This is a genomic window from Flavobacterium ranwuense, assembly GCF_004349315.1.
Classification (GTDB): Bacteria; Bacteroidota; Bacteroidia; order Flavobacteriales; family Flavobacteriaceae; genus Flavobacterium; species Flavobacterium ranwuense.
In genome coordinates, this window is sequence record NZ_SMLH01000002.1 from 443,995 (window position 1) to 465,637 (window position 21,643).

General features: G+C 36.5%; 12 protein-coding genes. 10 read left to right on the plus strand and 2 right to left on the minus strand.

Going from position 1 to position 21,643, the window contains the following annotated elements; translation table 11 throughout:
• Nucleotides 1–136: 136 nt before the first annotated feature.
• Nucleotides 137–1,366, minus strand: coding sequence for an ROK family transcriptional regulator (locus E0I61_RS06475; RefSeq protein ID WP_132070200.1), 1,230 nt, complete (start codon nucleotides 1,364–1,366; stop codon nucleotides 137–139).
• 316 nt (nucleotides 1,367–1,682) lie between these two features.
• Nucleotides 1,683–2,681 (minus strand): GntR family transcriptional regulator, encoded by a 999-nt coding sequence (locus E0I61_RS06480; protein ID WP_132070202.1) that lies wholly within the window; start codon nucleotides 2,679–2,681, stop codon nucleotides 1,683–1,685.
• 103 nt (nucleotides 2,682–2,784) lie between these two features.
• Here E0I61_RS06480 and E0I61_RS06485 point away from each other — a divergent pair, with 103 nt between their 5' ends.
• From E0I61_RS06485 to E0I61_RS06530, 10 genes are all read left to right on the plus strand, one after another.
• A complete protein-coding gene (locus E0I61_RS06485) occupies nucleotides 2,785–3,834 on the plus strand; it encodes an aldose epimerase family protein (RefSeq protein ID WP_132070204.1) in 1,050 nt (349 codons plus the stop codon).
• A 28-nt stretch (nucleotides 3,835–3,862) separates the two neighbouring features.
• On the plus strand, nucleotides 3,863–5,029 hold the full coding sequence (gene galK, locus E0I61_RS06490) for a galactokinase (protein WP_131998290.1): 1,167 nt from the start codon (nucleotides 3,863–3,865) through the stop codon (nucleotides 5,027–5,029).
• 5 nt (nucleotides 5,030–5,034) lie between these two features.
• The gene (locus tag E0I61_RS06495) at nucleotides 5,035–6,084 is read left to right on the plus strand and encodes a UDP-glucose--hexose-1-phosphate uridylyltransferase (protein ID WP_132070206.1); all 1,050 of its coding nucleotides are present in this window, start codon (nucleotides 5,035–5,037) and stop codon (nucleotides 6,082–6,084) included.
• A gap of 25 nt (nucleotides 6,085–6,109) precedes the next feature.
• The gene (locus tag E0I61_RS06500) at nucleotides 6,110–7,783 is read left to right on the plus strand and encodes a sodium/sugar symporter (protein WP_131998296.1); all 1,674 of its coding nucleotides are present in this window, start codon (nucleotides 6,110–6,112) and stop codon (nucleotides 7,781–7,783) included.
• Between the two features lie 240 nt (nucleotides 7,784–8,023).
• Nucleotides 8,024–9,574 (plus strand): sulfatase family protein, encoded by a 1,551-nt coding sequence (locus tag E0I61_RS06505; RefSeq protein WP_132070208.1) that lies wholly within the window; start codon nucleotides 8,024–8,026, stop codon nucleotides 9,572–9,574.
• 364 nt (nucleotides 9,575–9,938) lie between these two features.
• Nucleotides 9,939–13,181 (plus strand): glycoside hydrolase family 2 TIM barrel-domain containing protein, encoded by a 3,243-nt coding sequence (locus E0I61_RS06510; RefSeq protein ID WP_205728743.1) that lies wholly within the window; start codon nucleotides 9,939–9,941, stop codon nucleotides 13,179–13,181.
• 270 nt (nucleotides 13,182–13,451) lie between these two features.
• Nucleotides 13,452–16,052: a family 20 glycosylhydrolase gene (locus E0I61_RS06515; RefSeq protein WP_205728744.1), complete on the plus strand. Its 2,601-nt coding sequence runs from the start codon at nucleotides 13,452–13,454 to the stop codon at nucleotides 16,050–16,052.
• A 90-nt stretch (nucleotides 16,053–16,142) separates the two neighbouring features.
• Nucleotides 16,143–17,813, plus strand: coding sequence for a DUF4091 domain-containing protein (locus tag E0I61_RS06520; protein ID WP_132070210.1), 1,671 nt, complete (start codon nucleotides 16,143–16,145; stop codon nucleotides 17,811–17,813).
• Nucleotides 17,814–17,913: 100 nt separating this feature from the next.
• On the plus strand, nucleotides 17,914–19,164 hold the full coding sequence (locus E0I61_RS06525; protein ID WP_132070212.1) for a glycoside hydrolase family 27 protein: 1,251 nt from the start codon (nucleotides 17,914–17,916) through the stop codon (nucleotides 19,162–19,164).
• A 1-nt stretch (nucleotide 19,165) separates the two neighbouring features.
• Complete coding sequence (locus E0I61_RS06530; protein WP_132070214.1) at nucleotides 19,166–21,619, plus strand: glycoside hydrolase family 95 protein; 2,454 nt, start codon at nucleotides 19,166–19,168, stop codon at nucleotides 21,617–21,619.
• The last annotated feature ends 24 nt before the right edge of the window (nucleotides 21,620–21,643 follow it).

Here is a 21,643-nt window from a genome sequence, read left to right on the forward strand (position 1 = left end):
AGAAAGAAAGAGCAGAAGATTAAAAGAACCCATGCTTTTATCTAAAAGGGTATTGTCAGGCTGTAAATATATAAATTTTTTTAATAAGTTAAAGTATTTATTAAAAAAATTTAATAATTAAAATTTAACATTAATTTTAATTATTGATCAAAGGGGATAGCATTTTCTCTTTTATAACGCAACAAGCGCCTATAACTCCTGCACGAAGTCCTAAAGTGGACTTTTTGAGTTTCATGTCTCTGTTGACTAATCCTAAAGAATGTTTTTTTAAGGCGGACTGGATTGGTAAAAGTATATAATCGCCTAATTGTGAAAAATCGCCACCAATAACTAATAGATCTGGATTGAATATATTGAGTAAAATAGATAAATAACGTCCCATTTTCTCGCTTTGTTTTGTAACTAACTCCACACATAGACTATCTTCCAGGTTTATGGCTCCTGCAATAATATCAAGATGTTGTAAATCAGAATTTTCATTGAGGGTAATTTTTGACTGTTTTCCTTCTTTCAAAGCTGCTTTGAACTGGTTTACGAGTGACCAGCCTGAAATTTCAGTTTCCAGACATCCCATTTTACCGCACTGACACATAATTTCGTTGTCAAAAATAGTACTGTGTCCAAATTCTCCGGAATATCCGGATTTTCCATAGTAAAGCTTGCCATCGGAAATAATTCCAATAGCGACCCCCCAGCTGTAATTTAAAAAGATGATGTTTTGCTCAGCATCAACCACTCCTTCACAAAATTCGCCAAAAGCCATGGCTCTGGTATCGTTTTCTAAATGAACCGGTAAGTTCAATTGTTCTGAAATAATTTCTGTTAAAGGCCTGTTTTCACTAAAGAAGTAATTATAACTGAATCCTTCCATTGAATTAATACGACCTGAAAAGTTAATGCAAACGCCCACAATCATTTCTTTTTCGACCGAACTGTCTTCAATAAAAGAGTTTATCAAATTGCAAAATTCTAAAAGGGATTCCTGGGTGTTTTTTAAAGTAAAAGAAGTTCTTAAGTCTATGCTGATGAATTCGTTTTTAATATTTTGTAAACCAATAGAAATGCTGGTTCTGCTTACTTCAACGCCTAAAAAGAAAGCGCAGGTCGGGTTAATGCTATATAATGAGGGACGTCTTCCGCCGCTATTGGTTATTTTCCCCATATCGACCACATAACCTTCTAATAGTAATTCATTGATTGCTTTGGTAATCGTTGGAACGCTCGATTGCAATTCAGAACCTAATTCTGCTATGGTTGCATTTCCAGCGGATAACAAACGTTTTACGATTGACTGTCTTAGAATACGCCACTTTTGACCAGAAAGGCTATGATCGGTGTTATTATCTAGTAAATCTTTTAAACTCATCTTTGCGCTTTTTAAAAAGTTTGGTGGTATTCAATTACAAACGTACTATAAATTTATTTAAATCCATATTGTAAATTATTCGCTTCAAGGCTAACTCATGAGTTTTAAAAATGACCGCTAATTCGCTAATTTACCCTTTAAAATTCCTAGATAAGGAGATGTTAATTTGCGCTGATTCCACTGAATGCGGCTGAAATCTAACTAAAATCAGCGAATTAGTGGTAAAAAAATAATTGGTGCGGTTGCCCTGTACTTCGCTTCACTTCACTTGCGTTGTGAAATAATTATTTAGTTAAGGATAGTCGTTCTTAATCTATTACAAAGAATTTCTAATGATTAAAGCGCTCTTATTTTCTATTTGTTCTTTTTTTCCTTTCAAAATCATTTGGGATAAAATTTTCCCCATGGCCACAAAATTTGTCGAAATGGTTGTTATTCCGTTTTCTACCACTTTTTTCAATGGAGTTTCGTTGTAGGAGATAATTCCGTAATCGTTCCCCAATTTCAAATTTTGTAGTTTTGATTTTTCTATAACGGCCACCAAATCCCTGTCGTTGGGGATAATGTACACTTCGCCAATTGTGATTTCCCTATCGACAAATTCCGGAATTACCTGATATTCGAAAGAGAAATCATGACAGAAATTGATAAAGCCTTCCTTCATTCCTAACGGTTCGCGAAATCCAGGGAAAATCAAGATCAGTTTCTCATATTTATTTAAATGGGATTTACCTTTTATTAAAGCATCATAAATGTCTTTTTTATGATTTTGATAAACCGCAGGGAAGGATTCTAATTCGGGATTGGTTTGGTCCAATATAATCACCTCGTTTACCGGTAGGGTTTTAATAATTGAAGCGGCATCTGGTAAATTGGTTGGCATTATGATGTATTTGGTATAGTTACCGTTGCTTTCATTAATTAATTTTCTAAACATTTCGATGTTAAAGTGATGAAAATAGATGTCTACCTGAACATCCTTTCCAGTATTCTTTAAAAATGAATTATAAATATCTTCTTTGAAACTGTTCAATTCGTCAAACAACAGGAATATTTTTTGTTTTATGGTTATCTCTACGCTCTTTACATAGTAGCCTTTGCCTAGAATGGCATAGATGATACCTCTTTTTTTCAACTCCTCATACGCTTGTAAAACAGTGTCTCGGGATAATGAAAATTCCAAACAGAGCTTGTTTATCGAGGGAAGCCGCTCGCCTTTTATCAGTTTTTCATTTTCAATAGCCTTCTCAATTGATAAAATAATTTGCCTGTATTTGGGTATGCCGAGATTATTTTGAATAGAAATGATTTTCATAATAAGAAATGATTTTTGTGCAAGTTACAAAAAACCGGTAGGTACTGGTATATTTTTTTTGAAATTTAGTATAATTTTGAATTTCATTTTTCTTAATAAAACAATGAAAATAAAACAAGAATCCCATTTTATTACCAATTCCGAAACAAAATTATTTGGTTTAATGCCGGATGGCGAAGCAATTTCCGCTTACCAAATTTCCAATAAAAACGGAATCAAATTAGAAGTTATCAATTATGGTGCTACGGTTAGTTCGTTGAAAATCCCACTGAAAAATGGCGGTGTTGTAGATGTCGTTTTAGGCTTTGACAATTTAGAAGCCTACCTGAAATCATTCGATCTGGAAAGCGCACCATATCTGGGAGCAACTGTCGGAAGATTTGCAGGAAGAATTGGCGATGGGACTTTTAGCTTGAATGATAAAATATTCCATCTCAATAAAAACAACAATAAGCATTCGCTTCACGGAGGTACTATTGGCTTTAGCCAAGTAGTGTGGAAGGTAAAAAACGTAAATTATGGAGAAAATCCCTCCATAACCTTGACCTATCTTAGTCCAAATGATGAAGAAAATTACCCAGGAGATCTGTCTGTGGAGTTAACCTATACCTTGTCTGAGCAGAACGAGCTGATTATTGAATACAGCGCAACAACAACTGAGGATACTATTGTGAATTTGACACATCACAGTTATTTTAATCTCAACGGACACGATTCAGAGGTACTGAGCCAAGAAATGAGCATCAGCGCCGATAAAGTATTGGAGACTACAAAAGAGAATATTCCAACAGGAATATTTTTGGATTTAGCCAATTCTCCTTTTGATTTTTCATTATCCAAAAATTGTCCTGCTATAATTGATACCACTTTTGTTTTAAGCAAGGAAAAAGAAGTAGTGGTATCACTTTATAGTCCAAAAAATAGTCTAAAAATGACTGTTTATACGGATCAGCCAGCAGTTCATATTTATGTTGGAGGGAATTGCGGAACTATAAAAGGAAAAGAAAAAGTGTTGTACCATTCATCCAGTGGTATCTGTTTTGAAACACAAAATTTCCCGGACGCTCCAAATCAAGCACATTTCCCAGATGCAGTCCTCAAAAAAGGAGAAACGTATTGTCATAAGACCAGCTATAAATTTGAAATTTTTTAAAGAAAAATACTCTTATATTTACTAAATAATGAATGAAATTTTAATACATAAAACGATAAATCATTTTCAAGAAAAATTTGGTTCGGCACCAGAAAAAGTAGTTCTTTCTCCGGGCAGAATCAATATTATTGGAGAACATATAGATTATAATGACGGTTATGTTTTGCCTGCGGCTATCGACAAAATTATCTGTTTTGCTTTCGAAAAAAATAATTCAAATCAATCCAGAATAATTGCCATTGATCTTGACGATGAATTTGAAATAGATTTGGCGGATCTAGTTGAATTGAACGAAAAAGTTTGGACAAATTATCTTCGTGGTGTTATCAACCAGTTGAAAATTAATGGGTTTGTTTTTGAAGGTTTTAATTGCGTTTTTAGCAGCAATATTCCCGTTGGTTCTGGATTGTCCTCATCGGCAGCCTTAGAATGTGGTTTCTTATATGGAATAAACGAGCTTTTCAATTTGGACATAAAACCAATTGATATTGCCTTGATGGGACAAAAGGCGGAACATTGGGTAGGAATCAATTGCGGTATAATGGATCAGTTTTCGAGTGTCTTGGGGCAAGAAAACAAAGTGATAAAAATTGATTGCCGAACGTTGGAATTTGAATACCACGATGCGAATTTCAAGGATTATTCTCTAATCTTATTTGACAGCAATGTGAAACATTCTTTGTTTACTTCGGCTTACAATAAAAGAAGGGAAGAATGCGAAGAAGGACTGGCAATCATTAAAAATAATTTTCCTGAGGTGGGCAGTTTTAGGGACTGTAGCAAAAGTCAGGTTTTAAGTTTGAAAGACCAGATGAGTGAAGAAGTGTTCAAAAGATGCTATTTTGTGGTAAAAGAAATTGGTCGTGTTGTCAAAGCTTGTGAAGCCTTGGATAACGGCAAAATTGAAGTTTTAGGGCAACTGATGTTCGAAACGCATGAAGGATTGTCCAAAGAATATGAAGTGAGCTGTGATGAATTGGATTTTTTGGTTAATATTGTCAAAAGTGAAGAAGCCGTGATTGGATCTCGACTTATGGGTGGCGGTTTTGGAGGCTGTACCATAAATTTAGTAAAAAAAGGACATGAAGAAGATATTAAAAATAGACTTTCGAAACTGTACGATCACGCATTTGGAATAGAATTAAAAAACTATGATGTCAAAATTGGAAAGGGTGCATCACTTTACAAACAATAATGAAAATGAAGAATTTCGATATAAATGAAGACCCGCACAGGCGTTATAATCCATTAATCAACGAATGGGTTTTGGTTTCTCCGCATCGTGCTAAACGTCCTTGGCAAGGTCAGAACGAAACAGTTGCTTCTGATGTCTTACCAGAATACGACCCAACTTGTTATTTATGTCCGGGAAATTTACGCGCTAATGGAATGACAAATCCGGATTATGAAGCCAGTTTTGTTTTCGAAAATGATTTTGCTGCACTAAAGCAAGAGAAGATTTTTTTTGAGAACAGTACCAAAGAGACTTTTTTCAAAGCAAAACCCGAGAGAGGTATTTCAAGAGTGGTTTGCTTTTCGCCAAAGCATAATCTTACATTGCCAGAAATGACGATAGATGGCATTAAGGATATAATCCAGACTTGGCAAAAAGAATACATCGATTTAGGCAAGGTTGATTATATTAATTATGTTCAGATTTTTGAAAATAAAGGAAGTGTAATGGGATGTAGCAATCCACATCCACACGGTCAAATTTGGGCGCAATCGTCTCTGCCTACCGAAGTAGAGAAAACGCAAAATAACCTAAAAACTTATGACGATTTACACCAAAGCAATCTGTTGCAGGATTATTTGCAGGAGGAATTAAAACTGGACGAACGAATCGTTATCGAAAATACTCATTTTGTGGCACTCGTTCCTTTTTGGGCCATTTGGCCTTATGAAACGATGATTATCAGCAAGCGTCATTTTGGAAAAATTACCGATTTTACTTCGGACGAAACTACCGCTTTCGCAACGATTTTGAAGCAATTGACGATCAAATACGATAATCTTTTCGAGACATCATTCCCGTATTCGTCAGGAATTCACCAAGCTCCAACCGATGGAGAATCACATCCAGAATGGCAATTTCATATGCATTTTTATCCGCCTTTATTGCGTTCTGCTACCGTGAAAAAATTCATGGTGGGTTACGAAATGCTCGGCGAATCACAAAGGGATATTACGCCCGAAAAGAGCGCTTCGATATTGAAAGCCATTTCAGATACGCATTATAAAAACAAATAAATCAATTAACTTTTAAACCGAAATTATGCATAAAACATTGTCAACCAATGATTACATTGTTTTTTTCCTCTATTTCATAACCATTGTTGGTTATGGATTGTGGATTTACAACCGAAAAAAGAAAGCAGAAGCCAGCAGTAAAGATTATTTTCTTGCTGAAGGTTCATTAACATGGTGGGCAATTGGTGCCTCTTTGATTGCCAGTAATATTAGTGCCGAGCAATTTATAGGAATGAGCGGGAGTGGTTTCAAATTAGGATTGGCCATTGCAACCTATGAATGGATGGCGGCATTAACCTTGGTTTTTGTAGCAATATTTTTTATGCCGGTGTACCTGAAAAATAAAATTTCGACCATGCCACAATACTTAAACCAGCGTTACAATGGTAATGTTGCTATGATTATGGCTGTTTTCTGGTTGTTACTTTACGTATTAGTCAATTTAACATCGATTCTCTATTTAGGTGCACTTGCCGTGAGTAGTATTTCAGGTTTAAATATTACCCTTTGTATGATTTTCTTGGCTCTTTTTGCTGTGATGATAACCCTTGGAGGAATGAAAGTAATTGGATATACTGATGTTGTTCAAGTGTTTTTCTTGATTTTAGGAGGTCTGGCAACTACTTATTTGGCACTTAATTTGGTTTCTGAAAAATTCGGAACGACTGGAGTGATCAACGGATTTAATTTAATGACTGAAAAAGCAGATGGCCATTTTCAGATGATTTTTGATAAATCAAATCCGAATTATATGGATCTTCCCGGATTATCAGTATTAATAGGAGGGATGTTAATTATGAATTTTAATTACTGGGGTTGTAATCAATATATAACACAACGAGCCCTTGGAGCTGATTTAAAAACGGCCAGAAGTGGTATTTTGTTTGCTGCGTTCTTAAAATTATTAATGCCAATTATTGTAGTGTTACCTGGTATTGCTGCTTATGTTCTTTATCAAAATGGAAGTTTTCAAACAGAATTATTACAAGATGGAAGTTTGAATCCTGACCGTGCTTACCCAGTATTGTTGAATTTGTTACCTACAGGATTAAAAGGGCTTTCATTTGCGGCTTTGACCGCAGCTATTGTTGCTTCGTTGGCAGGAAAAGCAAATAGTATTGCCACTATTTTTACTTTAGATGTTTATAAGAAAAAATTAAACATTGAAGCAAGTGAGCAAAAATTAGTAAACATTGGGAAAATTACCATTATTGCGGCTATGATTATTGCCGTTATTGTTGCGCCCTTTTTAGGGATTGACAAAAAAGGAGGTTTTCAATACATTCAAGAATATACCGGTTTTGTAAGTCCAGGTGTTTTTGCCATGTTTATTTTAGGATTCTTTTGGAAAAAAACCACATCTAATGCAGCTATGTTTGCTATGATTGGCGGTTTCTTAATGTCGATAGTATTCAAATTCATGCCTCATTTTGTTGATTTGTCATTCCTAAATGGCATGGGCTTTTCAGTGCCAAATGCAGAAGGTGTTTACGAAATTCCATTCATGGATCGTATGGGATTTGTCTTTTTGATATGTGTAATCGGAATGTATGTTATAAGTATTTATGAAACACAAAGAGGTGTTAAAACAAATGGCTTGGATGTAGATAAATCTATGTTTAAAGTTTCACCAGGGTTTACTGTAGGGTCTTTAATTATAGTTGCTGTCCTAGCTGCTTTGTATACCTTTTTCTGGTAAAAAATAATTTCAAGTATGTGGAATTAATTTAAAATCACATCATTTTTGCCATTAAAAATAGAGGCATTGAGCTTAATAAACTTAATGCCTTTTTTAATAAAAAGGATTGCTTTATAATACCTCCACAACTGATACCAGATTTGTTTTATGTAATTTAAAAAACATAGTTCTAACCAAAGACAAGGATGCCGTACAGATTTTAAAACTGTTTTTGTGATATAATTATTAAAGAAATAAATAATGAAAGTGTTTAAAATTTCCGTTATTCTGGTTGTTTTATCGTGCGGTTTTTCGACCAATGTATTGGCGCAAAACAAAGCGGAATCTACCAAAAGACCCAATATTGTCATTATCATTTCAGATGACCACGCCTATCAGGCCATCAGTGCTTATGGCAATAATTTGGTGCAAACTCCCAATATTGACCGTATTGCCAAAGAAGGGGTTTTATTCAACAAAGGATATGTGACGAATTCTATCTGCGGTCCAAGTCGTGCCGTGATTTTAACCGGCAAATACAGCCATAAAAATGGTTTTAAGGATAATGAAAACTCCAGATTTGATGGGAGCCAGGATTCATTCGTGAAACAATTAGGTGCTTCGGGTTATCAAACTGCCTGGATTGGAAAATGGCATTTGGAAACAAAACCACAAGGGTTTGATTTTTGGCAAATATTACCCAACCAAGGACAATATTACAATCCGGAATTCGATATGATGGATGGCAGCAAGAAACGAAATGAAGGCTATGTTTCAGATGTTATAGAAGACGTTTCAGAAAATTGGTTGAACAATCGCGATCAGGAGAAGCCTTTTTGTTTGGTCATTGGACATAAAGCAACGCACCGAACTTGGATACCGGACACCCAAGATTTGGGAAAATTTGATACCGTTACTTTTCCTTTACCGGCTAATTTTTATGATAATTATAAAGACCGTGAAGCGGCTAAGGTTCAGGATATGTCTATCTCCACAACGATGCAGATGGGTTATGACCTAAAAATGTTCGGAGGTGAAAATGAAGCCAATAAAGATGGTAATATTGCGCGAATGAATCTAGAACAGCGACAAAAATTCGATGCTTATTATTCCCCGGTAGAAGCGGATTTGAAAGCCAAAAACTTGAGTGGTAAAACATTAGTAGAATGGAAATACCAGCGATACATGCGCGACTACATGAGTACAGCTGTGTCTTTGGACAGGAACATCGGGCGTACCTTGGATTATTTGGATAAAAATGGCTTGACAGAAAATACGATTGTCATCTACCTTTCGGATCAGGGTTTTTATCTGGGAGAACACGGTTGGTTTGATAAACGTTTTATTTACGAAGAATCTTTTCGAACTCCAATGATGATGCGTTATCCGGGAGTTATAAAACCTGGAACGGTATCAAATAATTTTGTTATGAATCTGGATATTGCACCAACGATGCTCGATGCGGCAGGAGTTTCCATTCCAAAAGATGAACAAGGACAATCCATGTTACCTTTATTTAAAGATAAAAAAGCAAAGGGACGTGATGCAATTTATTATCATTATTATGAAAATGGAGAACATTCCGTTTCGCCTCATTTTGGCGTAAGAACTAAGCGTTATAAATTGATTCGTTTCTACAAAAGAGTAAGTTCTTGGGAGCTTTATGATTTGCAAAAAGATCCAAATGAAATGCATAATTTGTATGGAAAAAAAGGGTACGAAAAGATCACCAATTACATGAATCTGCAACTTAAAAAGTTGATTGATCAATATGATGATCAGGATGCAAAACAGCTATTGAAAGGAGATTAGTTTTATTTCTGGACTTACAAAAACGGTATAGTTTATAGTATTTTATCTTTTACAGGATGAATACTATAAACTATGCCGTTTTGCTTTTGATAATGGATAAATTCATATGATTTGCTATTGGCTTTAATCATCAATATGAAATTTGTAGAATCCTTGTAAAAATAGTATTTCGGGATTCTTTTGAATTAAGTAGTTTTTTTGCACATGCCATAAAAAAAACTGGTAGGCACTGGTATATATTTTAGAAGAACTGTTATATTTTTGAATTTTGGTTTTATAAAAAAGAATCAAATAGTAACATTCAAGCAGATGAACCAAAGAAAAACCGAATAGGCATGAATGGTCACAATACATAAAAACTAAAATGGATATAAATATAATGATGAAAACAATGTGGAGCAAAAGTTTGAAAACGAACGGGATAACCGTTTTTGGGAACATGAGAAAAGTAAAAATGGCAATCATTGCCTTGTTATTATCTGTAAATGTTTTTGCACAGTTGCCAGCCGAGTTGCTAAATCCTGAAATCATTTCCTTGAACCGAATGCCAATGCGAAACAGTGCTTTTGGTTTTGAAAACATGGAAAAAGCCAAACAATACGACAGAGAAAAGTCGGCTAACTTTTTTTCATTAAATGGAAGTTGGAAATTTAATTGGGTACAAGATCCGAACCAGCGTCCGCAAAATTTTTTCGAAACTACTTATGATGATACCAAATGGACTAATTTTCGTATACCAGCGAGTTGGGAAGTGAATGGGTATGGTTTGCCAATTTATGTGAACCAGCCTTATGATTTTGCCGGTCATAATTTGCGTTACGCAAAAATGAATCCGCCATTTGATATTCCTGCCAATAACAATCCGGTAGGTTCTTATCGTAAAAAAATCAATTTGCCTGCCAATTGGAAAGGAAAGCAGGTTTTTATTCATGTGGGTAATGCAAAATCTTGTCTGTTTGTTTGGGTAAACGGAAAGAAAGTGGGCTATAGTGAAGACAGCAAAATGGCTGCCGAATTTGATATCACCAATTTTTTGAAAGCAGGAGAGAATTTAATCGCTTTTCAAGTATATCGTTGGAGTGACGCCAGTTATTTAGAGTGTCAGGATATGTTCCGTTTTTCAGGAATTGAAAGAGATGTTTTTTTATATGCCACAGAGAAGTTGAATATCCGTGACACTAAAATTATCAGCACACTTGATGACACGTATACCAATGGATTGCTTAGCATTAATACCGAAATTAGTAGCTATAAAAGAGAAAAGGGATTATATAGTAAGAAGGACAGTTTGACGGTTGAAGTAAGTTTGGAAGATGCCAAAGGAAATGTGGTTTATCAGGATAAAACTAAGGATTTTAAAACCATATTAGGGAAGTATAAAACAAATATTGAATTTAAAACAACTATAAAAAACGTACAAAAATGGACTGCGGAAACGCCTTATTTGTATCGTTTGTACATTATTTTAAAAAATGCAAAAGGGGTAGTGATTGAAGTGGTGCCGCTTCGCATTGGTTTCAAAAAAATAGAAATTAAGGGAGCTGATTTTTTAGTTAATGGCAAAAGAGTTTTCATAAAAGGGGTTAACCGACATGAACATCATCCAAGAAATGGGCACACGCTCAGCAAGGAAGATATGAGAAAGGACATGGAGATGATGAAGAAATTGAATATCAATGCAGTTCGTCATTCTCATTATCCGCCGGATCCTTATTGGATGGAACTTTGCGATGAATTTGGTTTGTATGTTGTTGATGAAGCTAATATTGAATCACATGGTTTGGGTTATGATTTAGATGTAACACTGGCAAACAATCCACTGTGGAAACAATCGCATCTGCAACGTATCCAACGTATGTATGAAAGAGACAAGAATCATGCAAGTGTAGTAACTTGGTCTTTAGGAAACGAAGCCGGTGACGGTACTAATTTTTATGCTGCATACGATTGGTTGAGAAAGGAAACGACTTTGCCAATCCAGTATGAAAGAGATATTAATTATGAAAAACCGAATGATACGCATTATTCTGAGATTTTTTGTCCGCAATATATGTCTCCGGACGCTTTGTTGAGCTATTCAAAAAGTGATGCCAGAATACCAAATATCCAAAGTGAATACGCCCACATTATGGGGAATAGCTTAGGGAATTTCCAAGATTATTGGGATGTTGTAGAAAACAACCCAAAACTGCAGGGAGGATTTATTTGGGAATGGATTGACCAATCTATCGATACAGTTAAAAATGGTAAACGCATCATGGCTTATGGTGGAGATTTTCCATTGGAAGGACCAGTTGATGAAAATTTAAGCGATAATAACTTCTGTGTAAAAGGAGTGGTTACGGCATACCGTGAAATTACACCAATGGCTTTGGAAGTGAAAAAAGCACACCAAAACATTAAAACGAAATTTGTTGGTAACAACACCATCACAATTAAAAACGGTTTTTTCTTTAAAAATCTGGATAATGTAATGATGCGTTGGGTATTGATGGAAAATGGAATTGCCAAAGAAAACGCTACCATTAACACGATTTCATTGGAGCCACAAGCAGAAAAAGAATTTAAATTAGCCATCAAAACGGTTCAAAAGACCGATAAAGAATACCAGTTGAATGTGTATTATTCGCTAAAAACCGAAGAGCCTTTCTTACCTAAAGGATATGAAATTGCTGAGGATCAGTTAGCATTGAAAACACTTCCGGCAACTGTTTTTACACCAAGTTCAAAAAAGGCGTTACAATTAAAAGAAACAAAAGAACAGTGTATCATTTTAGGAGATAAATTCGAAGTTGTTTTCGATTTGAAAAAAGGAATTTTGTCCGGTTATAGTGTCAAAGGTGAGCAATTTATTGAACAAGGACCAAAACCTTCTTTCTGGAGAGCTCCAACAGACAACGACATTGGTGCTGGATTTAATACGAGCCTAAGAAAATGGAGAAATGCGTATGATAATGCTACCGAAATGCAAGCCGTTGTTTCAAAGAATACTGACGGTTCGGTTCAGGTAAAATTCACAACGAAATTGGTTGACGGTGATGCCACACACCAACAAGTATTTACGGTTTATGGTGACGGAAATATTAAAGTTGATAATGAATTTACTGCCATCAAAGGAAAAAATCCTTTGTTGTTGAGAGCAGGAAATGATTTGGTTATCAATAAAAATTTCAATACAATTAATTGGTACGGTCGTGGTCCGGGTGAGAATTATTGGGACAGAAAAACCAATACTTTCATCGGTCAATTCAAGCAATCAGTGGATGAGCAATATTATCCTTATGCCCGACCTCAAGAAAGTGGTAATAAAACAGAAGTGCGCTGGGTAAGTTTCAGTAACGCAAAGGGAAGAAAAATAGAATTTGCATTTGTGAACAATTTATTGAGTTTTTCGGCCTTGCCTTATAATTTGGATGATTTAGATCCTGAAGCTCAAAAGAAACAATACCATAGCGGGGAACTCAATAAAAGAAACGAAATCTACCTGCATATGGATTTGCAACAAACCGGTTTACAGGGAATAGACAGTTGGGGCTCTATGCCAATGGAGAAATATAGAATTCCTTTTAAAAATTACAACTATAGCTATTGGATGAAATTTGAGTAATGAATTAGTGTTAAAAAAGAGGAAGGAAATACTATATTTTTTCCTCTTTTTGTTTTTTGTAATAAAGAAGCAGTTTTATGTTTTTTGATAAAGTCAAAAAAAGGATGAAAAAAGAACTATTTGCTACAAGGGAGAATGATGAGAATACAGCAAAACTATTTTTAGCATAGTAAAGTGGTAAATTAATTCAATTTCAGTGTAGTGAAGAACATTTTAAAAACTAAATCCGGAAAACGAGAATATTTGAATTCGGGAAATTAAAATACTATTATGGATTATTTTAAAAAACACAGTTGGCTTCATTTTGTAAAGATTATTATGCTGTTTGTTGCAGCAAATACCAATTCCCAGATTAAAAAAACAACATTGCCTGATAGTTTGTTCTCTACTTACTATCATCAGCGGGCTTCCCATTTTAGAACCCTTCCGATAACAAAAGATGATATTGTATTCTTAGGAAACAGCATTTCTGATGGAGCGGAATGGAGTGAATTATTTGCCGACAATCGCGTGAAAAACCGTGGAATAAGCGGTGATATAAGCGCCGGAGTCCTGAACCGAATCGATGAAATTATTATCAGGAAACCAGCAAAAGTTTTTTTGCTGATAGGAGTTAATGACTTGTCAAGAAGTACCGGAACCGATAGTATTTTTAAAAATATCACAAAAATTGCTTCCTATTTAAAACAGGAATCTCCTTCGACAAAATTGTACGTGCAAAGTATATTGCCCGTAAATGATGTCTATAAAAAATTTGGAAGTCACACCAGTAAAGGAGAACAAATAAGACAGCTAAATGCTAATCTAAAAAAGAATGCTGTGGCTTATCATTATACTTATATTGATTTGCACACTTCCTTTTGTGATGCCAATGGGAAGTTAATAAAAGGGTTTACCAATGACGGTTTGCACCTCAAGGGAGATGGTTATTTATTATGGAAGCATTTGGTTTACCCGTATGTTTTTGATCTGGAATCTAAACCTTCTTTATTGCCAAAACCACAACAGCTGAAATGGAATGCTGGTGCTTTCCCATTGTCTGTTGCAACGACAATTCTTGTGGATAATCCTGCTTTAGTGAAGGACGCTTTGGTCTTGAAAAATGCTATGGAGCAAAAAGGACTGAATGTGAAATTAGCCGACAAAGTATCGGATGCAGCAAATTACATTCAGCTTCGTTTAGGGAATGTTAGTGCACCACAAAACCAATCCGAAGCCTACCATCTGGAAACAGCAACGGATAAAATAGTGCTTACTGCCAATACTTCTCAGGGAATTTTTAATGGTATTCAAACTTTATTGCAGTTAATGCGTGACAATGTTTTTGTGGATGCTTCTGAAATTACAGATTGGCCAGCCTTTGCGTGGCGTGGATTTATGGTTGATGTAGGAAGAAATTACCAGTCGGTTAAACTGTTGAAGCAACAGATTGATGTGATGGCAGGGTATAAGCTAAATATTTTTCACTTTCATCCTACCGAGGATATTGCCTGGCGTTTACAAAGCAAGCTATACCCACAGTTAACAGACCCAGAATATATGCTTCGTGATAAAGGCGAATATTATACGGAGAGCGATTTAAAAGAGCTAATTAAGTATTGTAAAGACCGATACATAACTTTAGTTCCGGAGATTGATATGCCGGGTCACAGTGGCGCATTCAAAAGAGCCATGGGAGTAGATATGCAAAGCGATGCGGGCTTAGAAATTGTAAAAAACATAATTAAGGAATTTTGCACCACCTATGATGTACCGTATTTGCATTTAGGTGCCGATGAAGTAAAAATTACGAATCAGAAATTTTTGCCCGAAGTTATTGCCTTAACAGAAAGTTTAGGTAAAAAAGTAATCGGATGGGAACCAGGCGGGAATTTTAGCGATGGGGTAATTCGCCAGCTTTGGATGGAAGGTGCCACAAAGGTAAGTAAGAACAAAAACATAAAATATCTAGATTCAAGGCATTTGTATTTAAACCATATGGATCCCTTAGAAAGTGTAGTTACCATTTTTAATCGCCAAATATGCAATTTAACTGAAGGTAACGAAAATGCTTTGGGTGGTATTGTATGCGTATGGAATGATAGGGCTGTAGCCAATGAAGAAGATGTTATGACAATGAATCCAGTTTATCCGGGCATGTTAACTTTTGCAGAACGCTCTTGGCAAGGTGGCGGTAATGCGGGTTGGACAGCAACCATTGGTCAACCGGAAACCGAAAGAGCCAAAGCCTTTATGGAGTTTGAAAACCGTTTGTTAGATCAAAAACAGCACTATTTTAAAGCCATGCCTTTTAATTATGTTAGGCAGGCTAATTTAGTTTGGGATATCTATGGACCTTTTGATAATAAAGGTGATTTAACCAAAGCTTTTGCCCCCGAAAAGGCAAAATTTAATGCATCAAAAGAAAAACCAATGTACAAAGCCACTGGCGGCACTTTAGTAATGAGACATTGGTGGGCACCGCAAATTTCGGGCGTTATTGAGGAGCCAAAAGAAAACACCACTTGGTATGCCCAAACCCAAATTTGGAGTGATGAAGACAAACAGCAAGAATTTTGGATAGGTTTTAATAATTTATCCCGTTCCATGAACACCGATTCGCCAAATGCAGGTACTTGGAATAATTTAAAAAGTTTGGTTTGGGTAAATAATGGGTTGGTTAGTCCGCCAGTTTGGAAACATACCAACCAAAAAGGTAATTTAGAAATCCCCCTGATTGATGAAGGATACGAATTTAGAGAACCAACAAAAATTACTTTAAAAAAGGGATGGAATACAGTTAAAGTAAAACTGCCGGTAGGTTCATTTAAAGGCCTCAATTGGCAAAATCCAGTAAAGTGGATGTTCACTTTCGTTGAAGTAATTGAATAAGAATCGTAGTAAAGCTTTTAACTGAGCGATTGGATTTTTTGAGTAAAAAGAATAAATTTAAAAGCTTTCAAAATAAAAAAATATTTTAAAATGAAGAATATCTTTTTACTGTTAGTCCTTTTTGTAGGTATAACTACAAAGGCACAAACCAAGCAACAAAGTCCGGCGTTTATCAGTTTTGTAAGCAGTAATGCCCGTTTTGCAAAAGATGTAAAACCTACAATTTCTCAAATTAATACTTGGGGAACCACGGCTTGGAAAGGCGAAAAAATTCATACCCAAATTTTGGTTTGGGCCGATAAAGATATTGCTAAACTGACTGTTGGTATCAGTGATCTGAAAAATAATGCCGGAGCTCAGATTGCGAAAACCAACGCTAAAACCGGTTTTGTGCATTATGTTATTACCGACGAATTTGGTGGAGGCTGCGGTTATCGAAAACCCGAAGATTTCAAATCCTCATTAGTGGCGGATCCTATTGATTGGGCATCTTCTGTTGCAGTGAAAAAAAAGGAATTACATCCAATTTGGTTGAGTATAAGCATTCCTGCTAACACAATTGCAGGGCAATACAAAGGAATAGTTACTATAAACGCAGGGAGAAAATACAGCTTACCTATCGCCATAAATGTGCTCGAGCATACACTTCCAGCTGTTGATAAATGGAAATTTGATTTGGATCTTTGGCAACATCCCGCCGCCATCGCCAGAGTGCATAAAGTGGAATTATGGAGCAACGAACATTTTGAAAAAATGAGACCTTATTATACGATGCTTGCCAATGCAGGTCAAAAATGCATTACAACCAGTATCATGCAGGAACCATGGGGACATCAAACCTATGACGATTTTCCAAGCCTTATAAAATGGGTTAAGAAAAAAGATGGCAACTGGTATTATGATTACAGTTTATTTGATAAGTATGTTTCTTTTGTAATGAGTTGCGGGATTACCAAACGCATCAATTGTTACAGTATGGTGCCGTGGAAATTGTCTTTTCAATATTATGACGAAAACCTTTTAAAAAATACCGAACTTGTGGCCAAAATTGGTTCTGAGGAATACAATCGTTTTTGGTCTTCTATGATAAAAGATTTTACAAAACATCTAAAAGAGAAAGGGTGGTTTGGTATCAGTACAATTGCCATGGACGAAAGACCAATGAAAGACATGCAGACGGTTATCAAATTATTGAAAGATATTGATCCGGATTGGAAAATTGCATTAGCTGGGAATTACCATCCTGAAATTGAGAAAGATATTTTTGATTATAGCGTTGCATCCCGATTTCAGTTTGATGCAGTGACTTTGAAAGAGCGTATCGCATTAGGAAAACCAAGCACATGGTACACTTGCTGCGAAGAAAACTATCCTAACGGTTTTACTTTTTCGCCACCTGTGGAGCACGTATGGATGGGTTGGTACGCTGCCGCAAAAGGATTTACGGGGTATTTGCGTTGGGCTTATAACAGTTGGCCTCAAAATCCATTGACGGACAGTCGTTTTACGGCTTGGCCTGCTGGGGATACTTTTCAGGTATATCCTGGACCCATGACATCCATCCGTTTTGAAAAATTGATTGAAGGAATACAGGATTTCGAAAAAATACACATTCTTCAGGAAGGATTTAAACAATCAGGAAATCAGACGAAAATAGAAGAGCTGAATCAGCTGTTAAGTACTTTTGATTTGAAAATGTTAAAAGAGATTCCTTCAGAAAAAACAATCGATGAAGCAAAATCAAAATTGAATAAATTCTAATGACCTAAACCTTTCTTGGAGTCGAGAATGGACAGTTCATTTAGATAGGAGTGTTTATAAAATTCGGTCTCTATCTAATAAAAAACAAATAGTATAAGTAATGAAAAAACAAATTATTGGCCTTTTTGTTCTGGCACTTTGCCTGACTAATGGAAATGTAGAAGCACAATCTAAATCAATTGACGGCACTTTATTGGCACCAACACCTCCAATGGGTTGGATGACCTGGAACTATTTTGCCGATAATATTAATGAAAAAGACATTCGTGAAATGGCAGATGCTATGGTGAGCAGTGGTATGTTGAAGGCAGGCTACAATCACGTTTTCATTGATGATGGCTGGCAAGGTGGTCGTGATAAAAGAAACAACATGATTGGAGACCCTAAAAAATTTCCTTCGGGTATAAAAGCGCTTGCTGATTATGTGCACAGCAAAGGATTGAAATTAGGGATTTATTCGGATGCGGCACCGCTTACCTGCGCAGGTTATACCGCGAGTTTAAATTTTGAAGACCAAGATGCCAAAACTTTTGCCAGTTGGGATGTTGACTATTTAAAATACGATTACTGTGGCGCTCCAGATGATATGGAAGTTGCCAAAACGCGTTACAAAAAAATAGCGGATGCTTTGCGCAAAAGCGGTCGTGATATTGCCTTGGGAATTTGTGAATGGGGAGATCGCAAACCTTGGCTTTGGGCTGGACAAGTAGGAGGACAATTATGGCGCACTACGGCTGACGTAAGAGATAAATGGAAAAGCCTCAAACCGGTGAAAAAGCAAAGCGAATTGCACGGAACCGGTGCCGGAATATTGGATATTGTTGATTACTCGCAGCAGTATGGTTCTTATGCAGGTCCTGGACATTGGAATGATATGGATATGCTGGTTGTTGGGCTTTATGGTAAAAAAGGACCTTCAGGCGATTTAGGAGGTGTTGGTTGTACTGATACGGAATACCAAAGCCAGATGAGTCTTTGGTCTATCATGAATTCACCATTGGCAGCGACCAATGACGTTCGGAATATGAATGCCGAAACCAAACGTATTTTATTAAATGATGAGGTAATTGCCATCAATCAGGATGCTTTGGGCAAACAGGCAGTTTGTAAAATCAAGAATGACACTTGGAGTGTATTTGTAAAGCCATTGGCGAATGGTGATTTTGCCATTGCCATTTTAAACCGCACAGAAACGACTCAGAATTCAAAAATAAACTTTGCCGAATTGGGATTAAATGATACCTACGAAATCAAAGATTTGTGGGAACACAAAGTAATTGGTAAAGGCAAAAAATGGAATGGAAAAGTGCAACGCCATGAAACAAAGGTGTTTCGACTGAAAAAAATATAATATGCTTACCAAAAACAAAGTCCTTCTATTTGTATCTTTTTTTGCGTCTGCATCTTGCCTTTTTGCACAAAGCGACCAAGAAATCAAGTTTGATGCACCCGCGACTCATTTTACACAATCCATCCCTTTAGGGAATGGACGTTTGGGTGCCATGGTTTATGGCAATCCCACTAAAGAACGTATTGTTTTGAACGAAAACTCGATGTGGTCGGGTGGTGTAGAAAATCCCAACAGAGACGATGCTTCGCAGCATTTACCAAAAATTCAACGTTTGTTGAAAGAAGGGAAAAATAAAGAAGCTCAAGAATTGTTGCAAAGCTATTTTGTCAGTGCCGGTAAAGGTTCTGGTTATGGAAATGGTGCACAAGTAAAGTTTGGTTGCTATCAGATTTTTGGGGATTTGTTGATTAACTGGAAAGATAGTGTAAGAGCGGTTTCTGATTATAAAAGGACTTTGCATCTGGATAAAGCCTTGGCTGTAACCGAATGGAAAAAGGGAGGCATAACTTTTAAAGAAGAAGTTTTGACTAGTGCACCGCAAAATACGATCATCATTCGCTTAAGCGCAAATAAAGCCAAATCCTTAAATTTTAAGGTGCTATTGAACAGAAAAGAAAATACAAAATTCTCTTCGAATAGGAACACCATTACCATGACCGGACAATTGCCGGGTGGCGATGGTGATTTGGGAATTCGTTTTGCAGGCTACACCAAAGTGATTGCTGTTGATGGAAAAGTGATGGCTCAAAATAATGGATTGACGATCGAAGGAGCAACAGAATGCATACTAATTTTCAGTGCCGCTACCGATTTAAACTGGCCCACTGTTGAAAAGCGAGGAACAGATCCCTTGCCTGTTGTACAGAAAGCAGTGAATGCCGCCAGTAAAATTTTGTGGACTGTTTTAAAAAATAAACATATTGCTGATTTTCAATCTTATTATAACCGTTGTAAAATACAGTTAACCGCCAAACAAAATGCAACTGTTGCAAACCTATCTACTGCTGAACGTTTAGTGCGTTTTGCAAAAGGCGAAAGCGACGTGACCTTGCCGACATTGTATTTTAATTTCGGAAGGTATTTGTTGATTTCCTCTTCTCGTCCAGGTGGATTACCGGCTAACCTGCAAGGGCTTTGGGCTGAAGAATATCAAACACCCTGGAATGGTGATTATCATTTGAATATTAATTTGCAAATGAATTATTGGCCTGCCGAGGCCACAAACCTGGCCGATTGTCATAAACCATTAGTTCAGTTTACGGAGCAATTGGTAAAACCAGGCGAAAAAACAGCCCAAGCGTATTACAACACTAAAGGCTGGGTGGCTCATGTAATTGCCAATCCTTGGAAATTTACGGCACCAGGCGAAGGCGCAGAATGGGGATCGACCTTATCAGGAGGAGCTTGGTTGTGCGAGCATTTGTGGCAACATTATTTATACAATCCCAATCAGGAGGTTCTAAAACAAATATATCCGGTTTTGAAAGGCGCTTCGGAGTTCTATAAAGGCATATTGATAGAAGATCCTAAAACGAAATGGTTGGTTACAGCACCATCGAATTCTCCTGAAAACTCGTATAAAACCGAGGATGGTTTTGTCGGGCAAACTACTATGGGACCTACAATGGATATGCAAATAGGAAGGGAATTATTTACCAATACCATCGTTGCAGCTAAACTATTGGGTTTGGATGCTGATTTTGCAGCTACTTTAGAGCAATTAAAAAGCCGTTTGGCACCAAACCAAATCAGTACAAAGACGGGTGGAGTTCAAGAGTGGATCAAGGATTATGATGAAACGGAACCTACGCACCGTCACGTTTCACAACTGTATGGTTTGTATCCTTACGATGAAATTAATATTATAGAGACGCCTTTGATGGTTGATGCAGCCCGTAAAACTTTGTTGAGAAGAGGTGATGGCGGTACAGGATGGTCGAGAGCTTGGAAAATTAATTTTTGGGCCAGACTTGCTGATGGTGATCATGCTTGGAAAGTACTAAAAGGCTTGCTAGCACCGGCATTTGAAATAAAAGACGGAGTTTATAAAATGAAAGGTTCCGGCAGTTATCCTAATCTTTTCTGTGCGCATCCTCCATTTCAAATCGATGGCAATTTTGGAGCAACTGCGGCAGTCGCAGAAATGCTTTTGCAAAGTAACGGCAATAATTCAGTGATTCGTTTTTTACCTGCTTTACCTACGAATACTGATTGGAGTGAGGGAAATGTAAAAGGAATTCGTGCCAGAAATGGGTTTGAATTGAACTTTGACTGGGATAATCATAAATTAACAAAGGCCGAAATTATTTCTAAAACAGGAACAGAATGTTATGTGAATTTACCTGAAGGGATGAATGTTTATGATGCGAACGATAAAAAAGTAAATGTGAAATCCGCAGGGATAGATATAGTGATGTTTCCAACCCAGAAAGGAATTAAATACGAGATAAAATAAAAACAAGTCCTGCATAAGTTTTAG